The sequence below is a fragment of the Methylomonas sp. 11b genome, assembly GCF_000515215.1.
Taxonomy (GTDB): Bacteria; Pseudomonadota; Gammaproteobacteria; order Methylococcales; family Methylomonadaceae; genus Methylomonas.
Map to the genome: position 1 here is coordinate 2,362,897 of NZ_KI911557.1, position 13,273 is coordinate 2,376,169.

At 50.7% G+C, this 13,273-nt stretch carries 10 protein-coding genes; 5 read left to right on the forward strand and 5 right to left on the reverse strand.

The features are described 5' to 3' along the window. The 3 genes from METH11B_RS0111430 to METH11B_RS0111440 form a co-directional block, all read right to left on the reverse strand. Positions 1 to 1,047, reverse strand: a complete 1,047-nt coding sequence (locus METH11B_RS0111430; RefSeq protein WP_026602134.1) for a cation diffusion facilitator family transporter — start codon at positions 1,045 to 1,047, stop codon at positions 1 to 3. Positions 1,048 to 1,128: 81 nt separating this feature from the next. After that, positions 1,129 to 2,697: an OprO/OprP family phosphate-selective porin gene (locus METH11B_RS0111435; protein WP_036275884.1), complete on the reverse strand. Its 1,569-nt coding sequence runs from the start codon at positions 2,695 to 2,697 to the stop codon at positions 1,129 to 1,131. A 275-nt stretch (positions 2,698 to 2,972) separates the two neighbouring features. Continuing rightward, on the reverse strand, positions 2,973 to 3,824 hold the full coding sequence (locus METH11B_RS0111440) for an HDOD domain-containing protein (RefSeq protein ID WP_026602136.1): 852 nt from the start codon (positions 3,822 to 3,824) through the stop codon (positions 2,973 to 2,975). A gap of 178 nt (positions 3,825 to 4,002) precedes the next feature. On the opposite strand from METH11B_RS0111440, the gene METH11B_RS0111445 reads away from it, so the two are divergent. Together METH11B_RS0111445 and METH11B_RS0111450 are read left to right on the forward strand one after the other, a co-directional pair. Beyond that, the gene (locus tag METH11B_RS0111445) at positions 4,003 to 5,838 is read left to right on the forward strand and encodes a GGDEF and EAL domain-containing protein (protein ID WP_026602137.1); all 1,836 of its coding nucleotides are present in this window, start codon (positions 4,003 to 4,005) and stop codon (positions 5,836 to 5,838) included. 150 nt (positions 5,839 to 5,988) lie between these two features. Continuing rightward, the gene (locus METH11B_RS0111450) at positions 5,989 to 6,462 is read left to right on the forward strand and encodes a hypothetical protein (RefSeq protein ID WP_026602138.1); all 474 of its coding nucleotides are present in this window, start codon (positions 5,989 to 5,991) and stop codon (positions 6,460 to 6,462) included. A gap of 59 nt (positions 6,463 to 6,521) precedes the next feature. Here the strand turns inward: METH11B_RS0111450 and METH11B_RS0111455 are convergent, their stop codons facing one another. Both METH11B_RS0111455 and METH11B_RS0111460 read right to left on the reverse strand, forming a co-directional pair. Further along, on the reverse strand, positions 6,522 to 7,862 hold the full coding sequence (locus tag METH11B_RS0111455) for a sigma-54-dependent transcriptional regulator (protein WP_026602139.1): 1,341 nt from the start codon (positions 7,860 to 7,862) through the stop codon (positions 6,522 to 6,524). Further along, positions 7,859 to 9,484, reverse strand: a complete 1,626-nt coding sequence (locus tag METH11B_RS0111460) for a sensor histidine kinase (RefSeq protein ID WP_036275887.1) — start codon at positions 9,482 to 9,484, stop codon at positions 7,859 to 7,861. The genes METH11B_RS0111455 and METH11B_RS0111460 overlap by 4 nt, the downstream gene beginning before the upstream one ends. 98 nt (positions 9,485 to 9,582) lie before the next feature. Here METH11B_RS0111460 and sucC point away from each other — a divergent pair, with 98 nt between their 5' ends. From sucC to METH11B_RS0111475, 3 genes are read left to right on the forward strand one after another with little or no spacing between them, the layout of a single operon-like run. Continuing rightward, positions 9,583 to 10,752: an ADP-forming succinate--CoA ligase subunit beta gene (gene sucC, locus METH11B_RS0111465; RefSeq protein WP_026602141.1), complete on the forward strand. Its 1,170-nt coding sequence runs from the start codon at positions 9,583 to 9,585 to the stop codon at positions 10,750 to 10,752. Then, positions 10,749 to 11,624: a succinate--CoA ligase subunit alpha gene (gene sucD / locus METH11B_RS0111470; RefSeq protein WP_026602142.1), complete on the forward strand. Its 876-nt coding sequence runs from the start codon at positions 10,749 to 10,751 to the stop codon at positions 11,622 to 11,624. Before sucC ends, sucD begins: the two co-directional genes overlap by 4 nt. Then, positions 11,624 to 13,270: an NAD+ synthase gene (locus tag METH11B_RS0111475; RefSeq protein ID WP_026602143.1), complete on the forward strand. Its 1,647-nt coding sequence runs from the start codon at positions 11,624 to 11,626 to the stop codon at positions 13,268 to 13,270. The genes sucD and METH11B_RS0111475 overlap by 1 nt, the downstream gene beginning before the upstream one ends. Positions 13,271 to 13,273: the final 3 nt, after the last annotated feature.

Genomic DNA, 13,273 nt, shown 5'->3' on the forward strand with positions numbered 1-13,273 from the left:
TTAGTGCTCCCAAGAGGCCACATCTTCGATAGGTTCAAGATGGGTATCGATATCAATATTGTCGAACTTGTCCTTGATCTGCTGCTCAATGGCTTCCAGCAAATCATGGCCCTGCTGCACCGTCCAGCCACCCGGCACCAACACATGCACCGACATGAAACGCCTGGCGCCGGCGTAACGCGTCCGTAACGCATGATAAGCAATGCCATCGCCGGCCACATACTCATCAAGTACAGCGACAATTTCAGCGATTTCCGCCGGAGATAACGCCGCATCCAACAAGCCCGACACTGTCCGGCGAATCAATTGCAAGCCGGCCCAGACAATATTTAACGCCACTCCTATGGCAATAATCGGGTCGAGTATTTCCCAGCCATTCAGCCCCAATTGCCTGGCAAACGCCAGACTCGGCTCGAAACGGTTTGCCACCGAGATAATGGCGATACCGACCAAAATCCCGACTGTCGTCCAGACATCGGTCATCAAATGCTTACCGTCGGCTTCCAGGGTAATCGACTGCCGACGGCGGCCGACACCAATCAAAATTCGGGCAACCGCCAAGTTGATCAGGGAAGCAAACACCGAAACCGCAATACCCAGATCAAGTTGCTGTAGCGGCAGCGGATTCCATAATCGCTCCCAGGCCGCGTAGCCAATACTAAAAGCCGCCAGCAAAATCATGATGCCTTCCGCACCGCTGGAGAAATATTCTACTTTTTCATGCCCATAAGCATGCGTATCGTCAGGTGGCCGCGCAGAAATAGTCAGCACCACCAGCATGATGATCGCCGCCACCAAATTAATCAGCGACTCCAACGCATCGGACAGCAAGCCCACGGAATCGGTCAGCCAATAGGCGTAACTTTTTAGTGCGATGGTGCTGACGGCGGCAGCAATGGATAGCCAGCCATATCGGGCTAGAGATTGTTGTTCTGTCATAATATTGACGAAGTCTAAACGGACTATTAGTCTAGCAGACAGAGCCGTAGCAAGATTCATTTCCCATACTTTGATATCTTTGACGTGATAGTTCCAGATCGCATCCATAAAAAAACCGCCTGGAACGTTCAAGATCGAGGCGGTTTTTTTGATTTTACGCGAGGCTATCCTTGCCTCTCAAAGCTTGGCTTAGAAGTCAACTTGTCCGCGCAGTTCGAAGGCGTCAAGTTTGGAACCATCGTAGCCCGCACCGTTTGTTGGCGCAGTTAAGCTGCTGGTACCTGGGCGTTGAATTTCCAGAGCATGAATGTAGTTAGCCATCATCTTGATATGCGAATTTGGATACCAATTCAAACCAAACTTCGCCACGGCAGCTCGGCCACCTCTAACATTCTTATCATTCAAATCAAGATAGTCATAACCTGCGGCAACTTCCCAAGCACCCAAACCACCTTTCATGTCAAAGTGACGTTTAGGTTTCAAGCGATCCCACGCACCGGTTTTAGTCTTGTAAGCGCGAGACTCGCCGGTCAAGAAATAGCTAACATATCCGTAGTAACCATTGAGGCTTTCGTTGTTATTAACACGGCCAGAAAGGTCGGCTTGTATGTATTCGGCTTGAGCAGAAAAAGGACCGTAGACTAATGCAGATTCACCACCCATTCTGGTTATAGTGGAGACGTTGTCGAATATGCCTGTTCCAGTGTCGATGATAGCGGTTCTATCAACGTTGGTTATAGCTGCTTGATATCTCATAGCATTGTTGTTTCCAGCGTCATTCAAATAGCGCTGCGATCCAGACGCACCAACATGTAAAAACTTGGTTTTATCTTCAAACCAAGGTAACGCGGTAACACGGCCTGTCAGTTCCCAGCCCATATCTCCAGATCCGCCGTTACGGTTGTTATTGCCATTGCTGCCCCTAGAAGAGGTATACGCCCAACCGCCGCCAACGGGCTCAGTCATAATGGCGCCCGCAGCAGTCCAGCGAGGATCCGACCATGTCAAAGCAAAACCGGTTTTATAGGCATTTGGATTATCTGAAAACGCATTGACTGCCATGTTACGTTCGATGAAGGTCAGCCAACGGTTACTGGTCGCTTCTTCCAAACTGAAGGGCTCTTTGAACGAACCTACTTTTACCCCAAGCGGATCGTAACCTCTCCAATTGATGTAAGCATCAGTAATACCCGCTGCTACACCGGAGTTACCTCCGCGGCTAAAGTCATATTCAAATTTGTATTCCCAATCGTGATAATAGCTACCTTCAACACCGAGACGGGCACGTCTGATATTGGCACCATCGGCTAACTGTTGCGTGTCATTAGGTGTAGCTGTTGAGTTACTAATGGGTGACCCATCGGAAACATTCATTTGCGCATCAACCTGCATCCTGCCATTGATAGCCATTTCGAAGTTGCCATCCTTACTCTCGAATTTAATTCCTTTCTCGTTAAGCTCCAGTTCGCTGAATTTAGGATCTTTAATGTGCTCATCCAGCGCTTTCAACTCGTTGTTTTTCAAAGCCAAATCTTCCTTGATTTGTGCTATTTCAGCCTTCTGCGCTTGCGCTTCAGCTTTTTGCGCGGCGGTATCTTCGACTTTTTCAAATGAACCCAGCTTGGTCCGGCCCGGACCTGGCTCAGCAAAAATCTGCTTGGTTTTGGCATCAACATACAAATCCAGCGCCATCGCCTCGGCGCAAATACCCGAGCCCATAACGGCTGCTACTGCCAGGCTCAGCTTAGAAAGTCTCATCAAATTTCTCCAATAATTATATAAATCAATGCGTTACTCAAAGATCACAACGACCAGCGAGCTTGAGCGCATTGTATGGAGGCAATGTGACAACTTTATGACAAAACGAATTTAATTGGCCTATCCGTTGTTTTTTTGCGACAAAAACCGCATTCGAGAAAAGTCGATAGCCTATCTCTAGCTAATTATTGAGATCTTTTCGATTGGCTACTGTCACCTTTCAGCAACAGATATTCGAGGAATTGTAGGAAGCAGCTGCAATTGCCTAAGCGCACTTAGACAGTGGGATAGAACAATTTAAAAATGACTTCGAATTCGTCGCTGATTTTATCGAGGATGAAACTGATTTGTTCGGGCGTCAGATTCAAAGCATTGACAGCGTGGGCATCGTAGGGATTTTCGATTCGACTTAAGCAGTTGGCCAGCCTGACCATGGCAGCCAGATCGGCGTAAGGCCCGATCAGATCAGGAAAGCAATGCAAGCGAATACTTTCCACGATAACGTCCGGTAACATCCATTGTTTGCACAACTCGGCACCGGCCTGAAAGTGGTCAAAGCCGATCACGTTCTGCTCCACCGTGACCTCTTCGTCCACCGCGAGCGGGATTTGCGATTGCAGTAATAAGTCGACTTCCCGGGCCAATACCGGAATCCGCCGATAAAACACCAATTGCCCGATGTTGTGGACCAAGCCGCACAGAAACGCGGTGTCGGCATAGTGCTTGCCGAAATGAATATCCAACTCGCGTGCAATCAACGCGCAGCGCAAATTTCTGGCCCAAAAATCGTGTATAGAGAAATGTTGTCCCGGTAAATCGGAAAAGCGTTCGACAATCAAGGTACCCAGCACCAGATTCTGCAACTCACGGGTTCCAATCATGGTAATGGCTTTGGCAATCGAACTGATTTGGGATGGAAAACCATAAAAAGCACTATTCACTATCTTCAGTAGCTTTACCGCCAATGCCGCATCGGCTTCGATCACCACAGCCGCGTCTTTCGCGGTCTTATTCGGATCTTCGACTATTTTTTTTAACAAAAAATAGGCATTCGGCGGCGAGGCGAGTTGTAAATCACCTCTAAGCAAATCGGCAACAGTCAATGTGGACGGTGAGTAAGCTATCATCAATAATTCTAAAAAATTAAATTTACACCTATACTGAAAACCAATAGCATAGAAATAGCATTAAAGGCTGCGCTTAAACCTAGACCAATTATATGAAAATACAAGCTTATTAAATGCCGGCCTCCTCCTGACCATGCTGACAGCTCCCGATTTTATGCCAATACCTGGATGGTATTAGATGATTGCCAATGACGCGCTCAAAGAAAAACTGATTGTCGTTGCGGAGCATAATGAAGTCTCTGCTCAAAAAATCGCATCCACATTGAAAGCCAAAGGCTTTACCGATATTCGTATAGCTGAAAATGGCGAACAAATATACGAAATATTGAAGCCTTACGCCGATCAACCCGACAGAATCGGTCTGATCGTGCTGAACGCAATGTTGCCGCTTTGCCATCCTCGGGAGATGTGTCAAAGCTTATCCAGCGCCAACTCGGTATCAGTCATCCCGGTGGTGATTCTGAACGACGACTGCTTTGACTGCGACCTTGATCGGTGTCAGCCGCAACAAGACAATTGCTTAACTTATAAAATCAATACGCCGGTTAACACCCAGGAGCTGATACTTGCAGTAAAGTTTTTGCTGAGCCTGAAACAGGAACGCCAATTGCGTCACCGTCAGGAAGAACAATTGATCAATGAATTAGCCGCCAAAAACGTTATCGATGCGAAACTGAAGTTTCTGGTCGCGCACGACGAATTAACCGGTTTATTTAACCGCAGTAGTTTCGAGCGCCAACTGAGATTGGTGCTAAATCATAGCAATAAAGCGCAAAAAGACGGGTCGTTATTGTTCATTGATGTAGACCGCTTCAGCCTGATTAACGAACTGGAAGGCTTTGAAGTGGGTGATCGTTTACTGGTTGAAATGGCCATTCTGGTCCGAAAACTATTACCGGCCGGCAGTTTATTCGCCCGTATCGGTGCCGACGAGTTTTGTTTATTCCTGGAAAACAAAACCAAAAAGCAAGCACAGATTCTCGCAGAAACCATCAAAACCACCGTGGACAACTTCCGTTTCTTCACCGGAGAAGTATCTTACAGCGCCTCGGTGTCCATCGGCATCGCCGCCCTGGACAATACCGTTTCCGCGTTCCATCCGGGCGAAATGATTTTACATGCGCGCCAAGCTTGCAACTTTGCAAAAAGCACCGGCAGAGACAAAATCTGCGTTTACAACAGCGATGATCTAATCGTCAAGGAAAGACGCCGGGACATTTATTGGGTGCCGTTGATTCGCAAGGCCTTGCGGGATAATCAGCTATTTCTGGTGTTCCAGCCTGTGGTGCAGTTGTCGGACGGCAATGTCTCTCACTACGAAGTGTTGTTGCGTATGCGCGGCGAAGGCAATGAAGTCATCACGCCGGATCAGTTTATTCCGGTGGCGGAAAGAACCGGCTTGATTCACGCGATAGACCTTTGGGTCGTTGAAAACGCCATCGACTTTCTGGCGGCACTACCCAGTTACATGTCTTATATTTCCCTGGCCGTAAACCTTTCAAGTACCGCGTTTCAATATCCGGATTTACTATCCACTATTAAGGATAAACTGGAAATGACCTGGATAGACGCCAACCGTTTAACCTTCGAAATTACTGAAACAGCCGCCGTGGACAATTTTGAAAAAACCCGGCACATGATTAACAAAATAAGAGCCTTGGGTTGCAAATTCGCTCTGGACGATTTCGGCGCCGGCTTTTGTTCGTTCAACTATCTCAAAACCTTTCCGGTCGATTACGTGAAAATCGACGGTCAATTCATCAGAAACCTGCTCGACAACGAAACCGACCAGATACTCGTCAAATCCATGGTGGAAATTGCCTCAAAACTCGGCAAGAAAACCATCGCCGAATTCGTCGAATCGGCAGGTACAGCGATAAAGCTGAAAGAAATCGGCGTCAATTTCGGCCAGGGCTACGCATTCGGCAAACCCGAGCAGAATCTACTGGATGGCCAGAAGGTTTCGCTGAACCTTTTGCTGGGTAGCAGCCAGGTAGCCAGTTTAATCACTTGAAACGGATTAAACATAATTCGCGAACTTTTCGGCAAATGGGGTATTAGTTTACCGACTTGACTAGCTCTGGTATATTCGCCCGCGGAGTTTAAAACGTGTCATCACATTGTTCTGAATCTTAATAAATAAAACAAACAAAGGGGAAGGGTTATGGCTGAATTGCTTTTTATAGCGACGACTATTTTTGTAGCTTATGTAGTATTTGTAGTGATGGGCGGCAAAAAAGAAAAACCGGAAACAAGTAAACCCGAGCCCGCCAAGCCGGCAATCCAAACCGAACTGGCACCACCTCCTCCCGCAGCTGTAAAAACCACCGCAAAACCCGCTCCAGCCAAAGCCGCCACACCCAAACCCGCCGCCCCCAAAGCCAGTAAATCCGCCCCGGCCAAAAAAGCCGCCGCAGATTCTCCAACACCCGCTGTCGATAGCCTGAAAAACCCAAGCACAGGTGAAGTCGCTAAAGTTCCAGCCAGCTATGCCTTTGCCAAACGCTGGATCAAAGATGCATTAGTAGAAGAAGGCTTGCTGGACAAAGTGTATAAAAACAACGAACTGGACGACGCCGCAAACGCCAAAATCCAAGCCGCGCTGCAACAACTGAAAGGCATGAGCAAATATCAATAGGGATATTTCGAGTTATTTAGGCGAGTAGTAGGCTCCTACTCGCTTACAATCGATTTTTGTTATTCCAGACCCAACTTTTTCAAGCGATACCGTAGCGAGCGAAAACTTAGGCCCAAGTATTTAGCAGTGGCGGTTTTGTTCCACCGATTTTCCTCCAGCGCGGCGCTCAAGGCTTTTTTCTCAATATCTTCGAGATAAGTTTCCAGCGACATCTTCTCCGCATCAAAATCTTCGACCGCCGCCAACTCCATCCCCAACGGCAGGTTCAAATCGTCGGTTTCGATCACGCCGCCATCGTGCAGGGCCAGCGCCCGCTCCAGTATATTTTCCAGCTCCCGAACATTGCCGGGGAAATAGTAGTGCTTTAACGCATTTAGCGCCGAGTCGCTCAGCTTGGGTAAAGCCATACCGTTAGCGTTGGCCAACCCCACCAATAAGTGCTCGGTAAGCTGAGGAATATCGGCAGGCCGGGCGCGCAAGGGCGGCAAACTCAGTTCGATGACATTGATCCTGTAATACAAGTCTTGTCTGAAACTGCCTTCTTGGACCATTTTGGCCAAATCCTTGTGGGTTGCGCTCAATAAGCGCACATCGACGGCGACTTCGCGCTGCTCGCCAACCGGACGGACTTTTTTCTCCTGAATCGCCCGCAACAATTTAACTTGCAGTGGTAAAGGCAAATCGGCCACTTCATCCAAAAACAAGGTGCCGCCATCGGCCGCTTGAAACAATCCCTGCTTGTCGGCTACCGCGCCGGTGAAACTGCCTTTTTTATGGCCGAAGAATTCGCTTTCCATCAATTCGGGAGGAATCGCGCCGCAGTTGATCGCAATAAACGGCTTATCGCCGCGCGGGCTTTGCTGATGTATCAATCTGGCCACCAACTCTTTCCCCGAACCGGACTCGCCGCTGATATAAACCGGCGCCTGATTGCGAGCCACCTTGTCGATCTTCGAACGAATGGCACACATCAGCGCCGACTCGCCGAGCAAGATGTCGCGGGTGCGCCGCTCTTTGTCGGAAACCCGAGTCAGCGAAGCTTGCAACGCATGGCTGACCAACTGCCGCAATACCGCCAGATCGACCGGCTTGGACAGGAAGTCGAAGGCACCCTTTTTCATGGCTTTAATCGCAATATCCATGCTGCCATGCGCAGTAATTACCGCTACCGGCAATTGCAAACCGATGGTTTGGATGTAATCGACCAAATCCAGCCCGTCGCCGTCCGGCAGCCTCATATCGGTGAGACACAAATCAAACATTTCGCCCGCCAACAACTGTTTGGCCTCGGCCAAATTGGCCGCGCAACGGGTTTGAATGTGCATCCGGTTTAGGGTTATTTCGAGTAATTCTCTGATGTCGGGCTCGTCGTCGACAACCAGTGTGACAGGCATATTCATATTTCAATAACAGCGTGATCGGCATTAGCCAGCAACAAAGTGAAACAAGGTTTTCCGGAACTGCTAGCGTAACTTAACTCCGCTTGATTCAGTTCGGCCAATTCCCTGGAAATATACAAACCTAAGCCGGTACCTTGGTGAGAGGTGGTAAAGAACGGTTCGAACAAATGCTGCCGATGCTCAGTGGCAATTCCGGCACCATTATCGATAATTTTAATACACGGCGCATCCTGCACCAGGGAGACTTCAAGCACGATAGGCCCTAGCTCAGGCCTACCGTATTGCAGCGCATTGGCGCAGAGATTGTCGAGAATTTGCTTCAAGTGACCGCTATCGATACAGGCATTCAAGCCTTGCGCCTTAAAAACCAATTTAAAACACTCCGCCCGCTCACCCAGATTCAATTTTTGGTCGTTAATGTAGGCCGGTAACCACTGATCCAAAGCGATTTTTTGTTTCTGCGACGGGTTGCGCCGAGACAACTTGAGAATATCCTCGATGATGCTGTTTACGCGCTGACAATGATGCTGAATGATTTCCGTCAGCCGCAGTTCCTGCACATCCAGATCCGGCGCTTCGGATAGCAATTGCCCGGCATGACTAATTGCACTGAGCGGATTGCGAATTTCATGGGCAATACTGGCGGTCAACCTGCCTAGAGACGCCAGCTTGCTCTGTTGTAAGCGTTGGTTATACAAAGCAATGTCCTCGAAAATCAGCATATACAGGGCTTCGTCATCCATACTCAACTCGGAAAATCGCACTTGCACTTCGTTGCGATTGGCTAATTGGATAATGGCAAAATCCTGGTCCCGATTGGCGCGCCACAACTCGAAAGCCTTCCTCAGCTCAGGCGCCACCTCGGCAAGTTCCTCCGGGTGCAACACCAAGCCCAACAACCGCAACGCCGATTGATTGGACAGCTGAGTCACCTGCCGCTCATCGACGATCATGATGCCCGATTGCAAATGCTGGATGATATAGCGGTTAAGACTTTCCAGCCTGGCGATAGTCTGCTCGTGCCGTCTGGCCAAAACCGCCGATTGTTCGGCGCGCTGCGCCAATATTACCGACAAAAATGCTATCGAAAAAAACGACACCCCCAGCATGCCGGCATAGGTCATGGTGGTATTTTCGAAAGCATGCGTTTCTATCGCATACACTTCTTCAGCCAGAATCGCCAGACTAGCCAAGGCTGCAAACAACATCGCGCAGCGCCCGCCAATCAATAAGCCACCCGCCGCTATGGAGATTGCCAGCAAGATGCCAATGCCGCTGCCAATCCCACCGCTGGCATGCATCAACAAGGTAATAAAGACAATATCGGTAAAAATAAATAACTGTGCCAGACTGGCATAAGCCCAACGCGGTCGAAATGCGACCGGCGCGGCAATCAGCGAAATCCCCAGATAGGCAACACTGGTGAACTGGTACAATGATGCGTCGTAGGAACCCAATAACGACGGCCCAAACCGCAAATAAAACAGCATCACAAACAAGCTGGCGGTGATGAATCGATAGAGGGCAAAAATCTTCAACATCAACCACGCTTGCCGAACGGGAATGCCGTACCCTTTGGAAAAAGGGCAGGGATAAATAGTATCGACTGATGAAGAAAGCATTGCCCGGGTTTTTTATGCAGAGTTAGTTAGAATGTTTGTCAGTTCAATCATAGCACCAACTTGAGACGCCGCGATTTAAGCCATCCATGGAGCACTAAATGAATATTCACGAATATCAGGCGAAACAACTCTTCAAAGAGTTTGCGATTCCAGCGCCGCAGGGCGCCGTGGCAACAACGCCCGAACAAGCGCAACAAGCCGCGCAGTCATTGAGCAGTCCGGCCTGGGTAGTTAAAGCCCAAATCCATGCCGGCGCCAGAGGTAAAGCCGGCGGGGTGAAGGTTGCCCGGAATCTGGATGAAGTGAAGGATTTCAGCGCGGCGATGCTGGGCACTCGTTTGGTCACGCATCAAACCGATGCCGCCGGCCTGCCGGTCAATAGCGTTTGGGTAGAAGAAGCCTCGGCAATCAACCAAGAATATTATTTGAGTTTGTTGCTGGACCGGGAAAGCGAACGGCTAATTTTTATCGCCTCCGCCGCCGGCGGTATGGACATCGAAGCGGTGGCCGCAGAGACGCCGGAGAAAATCGTCCGCGTGCCGGTGCATCCCGCTGCCGGACTGCAACCCTATCAATGTCGGCAAGTTGCGGCAGCGCTAGGACTGGGCAAGGACCAGCAAAGCCAACTGCAAACTATCATGTCCGGCCTGTATCAACTGTTTTTAGCCAAGGATGCCAGCCAAATCGAAATCAACCCACTGATCCAAACCGATGACGGCAAACTGGTAGCACTGGACGGCAAGATCAATTTCGACGACAACGCCATCCCCTTACACCCTGACATCGCCGCGATGCGCGATGCCTCGCAGGAAGACGCCAAGGAAGCGGAAGCCAAACAATTCGACCTTAACTACATTACGCTGGACGGCAATATCGGTTGCATGGTCAACGGCGCCGGGCTGGCAATGGCAACCATGGATATGGTCAAACTCAAAGGCGGCGCACCTGCCAACTTCCTGGATGTGGGCGGCGGCACCAATAAAGACAAAGTTAAGGCTGCTTTTAAATTGATTCTGTCCGACGGTACCACCAAAGCGGTACTGGTCAATATTTTTGGCGGCATCGTCAAATGCGATGTGATCGCAGCCGGCATCCTGGCAGCGGTCGAGGAAATGCATTTGACCATACCGGTCGTAGTGCGGCTGGAAGGTACTAATGTTGAGCAAGGGCTTGCTATGTTGAAAGACTCCGGCTTGGGTCTTTACGCGGCCGAAGATTTGAACAGCGCCGCCGAACAAGCGGTTAAATTGGCGGAGACCATCGCATGAGCATTTTGATCGACAAACACACTAAAGTCATTTGCCAAGGCTTCACCGGCAAACAAGGTACTTTTCACTCCGAACAAGCGCTTGCCTACGGCACGCAGCTTGTTGGTGGCGTCACGCCGGGACGCGGCGGCTCCAAGCATCTGGATTTACCGGTATTCGACACCGTCGAACAAGCCGTTAAAACCACCGGCGCCACGGCAACGATGATCTACGTGCCACCGTTTTTCGCCGCCGACGCGATCCTGGAAGCGGTCGACGCCGGCATCGAACTGATTATCTGCATCACCGAAGGCATCCCAGTGCTGCAAATGCTAAAAGTTAAAGCAGCAATGCAAGGCACCAGCTCATTGCTGGTCGGCCCCAACTGCCCCGGCGTGATTACGCCAGGGCAATGCAAGATCGGCATCATGCCCGGCCATATCCATCTGCCCGGTAAAATCGGCATCGTTTCCCGCTCCGGCACCCTGACCTACGAAGCCGTGCATCAAACCACCCGCGAAGGTTTGGGACAAAGCACTTGCGTCGGCATTGGCGGTGACCCGATCCACGGCATGAACTTCATCGATGTACTGAGCCGTTTCCAAGACGACCCGGACACCCATGGCATCGTCATGGTCGGTGAAATCGGCGGCAGTGACGAGGAACAAGCTGCGGAATTTATCAAGGCAAATGTCAGCAAACCGGTGGTCGGCTACATCGCCGGCCAAACCGCACCGCCCGGCAAACGTATGGGCCATGCCGGTGCAATTGTCACCGGCGGCGCAGGCACAGCGGCTGGCAAAATTGCGGCGATGCAAGCAGCCGGCGTCAGTATGGTCAGTTCGCCTTCGGATATTGGCGTCGCGATGCGGGATTGTTTTTCCAAAACATAATGTCGATAAAAATAGCGCTAGCCCAACTGAACTTAACAGTTGCCGATATTCAGACCAACACCGGCAAGATTCTGGCCGCCGCTGAACAAGCCAAACAGCGGCAGGCCGATTTGGTCGTGTTTCCGGAGCTATGTGTCACCGGTTATCCACCTGAAGACTTACTGTTTCGACCGGATTTTATTCACCAGGCGCAACAAGCCGTTGCCGAAATTGCCGAGAAGGTCTCCGGCATAACGGTGGTGATCGGTTATCCCGAACAGCGGGACGACAGTCTCTACAATACCGCAATAGCCTTACGCGACGGCCGAACGCTTGCCGAGTACCATAAGCGGGCCCTGCCTAACTACGGTGTATTCGATGAACAGCGTTACTTTACCGCCGGCGCACAAACCTGTCTGTTTACGGTTAAAGACAGCCAGTTGGCGTTGACGATTTGCGAAGACATCTGGCAGCCCGGCATCATTGCCCAAAACCGCGCAGCCGGCGCTGACATCATCCTGACCCTGAACGCTTCGCCGTTTCATGCCGGCAAAATGCAGCAGCGCGAGGATATTATTTGTTCGCAAATTAAAGCCGAGCAGGTGCCTCTGGTCTATGTCAATCAAATCGGTGGCCAGGACGAGTTAATTTTCGACGGCGCCTCATTTGTCGCTGATTCTAACGGCAGCGTAGTATTTCGAGCGGCGGAATTTACGGAGCAACTCGGTATCGTCGAATTTGTCGATCAACAACCGCAAATATCCACCATCGCCGACTTGTATCAACCCGTGGTCAGCGAATACAAGGCGCTGGTGTTGGGCATTCAAGACTACGTGCGCAAAAACGGCTTTCACGGCGCGATTCTCGGCTTGTCCGGCGGTATCGACTCCTCGCTGGTATTGGCCTTGGCGGTTGATGCGCTGGGTGCCAATCATGTCGAAGCGGTGTTGATGCCATCGCGCTATACGCAAGACATGAGCAACCGAGACGCAATCCAGGAAGCCGAAGCCTTGGGCGTCAAATATCACATACTGCCCATCGAACCAGCGGTGACTGCGTTCAACGGCATGCTGGCCCCGCTGTTTGCCGGTAGTCAAAAAGACACCACCGAAGAAAACATCCAGGCTCGTTGCCGCGGCGTATTGCTGATGGCCATTTCGAATAAACAAGGCAAGCTACTGTTGACCACCGGCAACAAGAGCGAAATGAGCGTGGGTTATGCCACGCTATACGGCGACATGGCCGGCGGTTTTGCGCCGTTGAAAGACGTATCGAAATTACTGGTCTACCAACTCGCCGAATACCGCAACACTCTGTCACCAGTCATTCCGCAACGGGTCATCACCCGTGCGCCGTCGGCGGAATTGGCACCGGACCAAAAGGACGAAGATTCCCTGCCGCCCTATTCTGTGTTGGATCCTATACTTGTTTTGTATGTGGAACAGGACAAATCCGCCACCGAGATCGTAGCACATGGCTTCGCGGTTGCCGATGTGCACAGAGCTATTTCGCTGGTGGATAGAAACGAATATAAACGCCGGCAATCGCCGCCCGGTATCCGCATCACGCCCAGAGCGTTTGGCCGTGACCGCCGCTACCCTATTTCATCCGCTTATCGCGGCACGGCCGCGCTTAATCAACCGGCGCCCGACAACGTTAAGGAGTAAATC

Coding starts and splice junctions, on each gene's coding strand:
- METH11B_RS0111450 (WP_026602138.1), top strand. CDS start 5,989: ATGGCTGAATTGCTTTTTATAGCGACGACTATTTTTGTAGCTTATGTA.
- METH11B_RS0111455 (WP_026602139.1), bottom strand. CDS start 7,862: ATGAATATGCCTGTCACACTGGTTGTCGACGACGAGCCCGACATCAGA.
- METH11B_RS0111460 (WP_036275887.1), bottom strand. CDS start 9,484: ATGCTTTCTTCATCAGTCGATACTATTTATCCCTGCCCTTTTTCCAAA.
- METH11B_RS0111435 (WP_036275884.1), bottom strand. CDS start 2,697: ATGAGACTTTCTAAGCTGAGCCTGGCAGTAGCAGCCGTTATGGGCTCG.
- METH11B_RS0111440 (WP_026602136.1), bottom strand. CDS start 3,824: ATGATAGCTTACTCACCGTCCACATTGACTGTTGCCGATTTGCTTAGA.
- sucD (WP_026602142.1), top strand. CDS start 10,749: ATGAGCATTTTGATCGACAAACACACTAAAGTCATTTGCCAAGGCTTC.
- METH11B_RS0111445 (WP_026602137.1), top strand. CDS start 4,003: ATGATTGCCAATGACGCGCTCAAAGAAAAACTGATTGTCGTTGCGGAG.
- METH11B_RS0111475 (WP_026602143.1), top strand. CDS start 11,624: ATGTCGATAAAAATAGCGCTAGCCCAACTGAACTTAACAGTTGCCGAT.
- sucC (WP_026602141.1), top strand. CDS start 9,583: ATGAATATTCACGAATATCAGGCGAAACAACTCTTCAAAGAGTTTGCG.
- METH11B_RS0111430 (WP_026602134.1), bottom strand. CDS start 1,047: ATGGATGCGATCTGGAACTATCACGTCAAAGATATCAAAGTATGGGAA.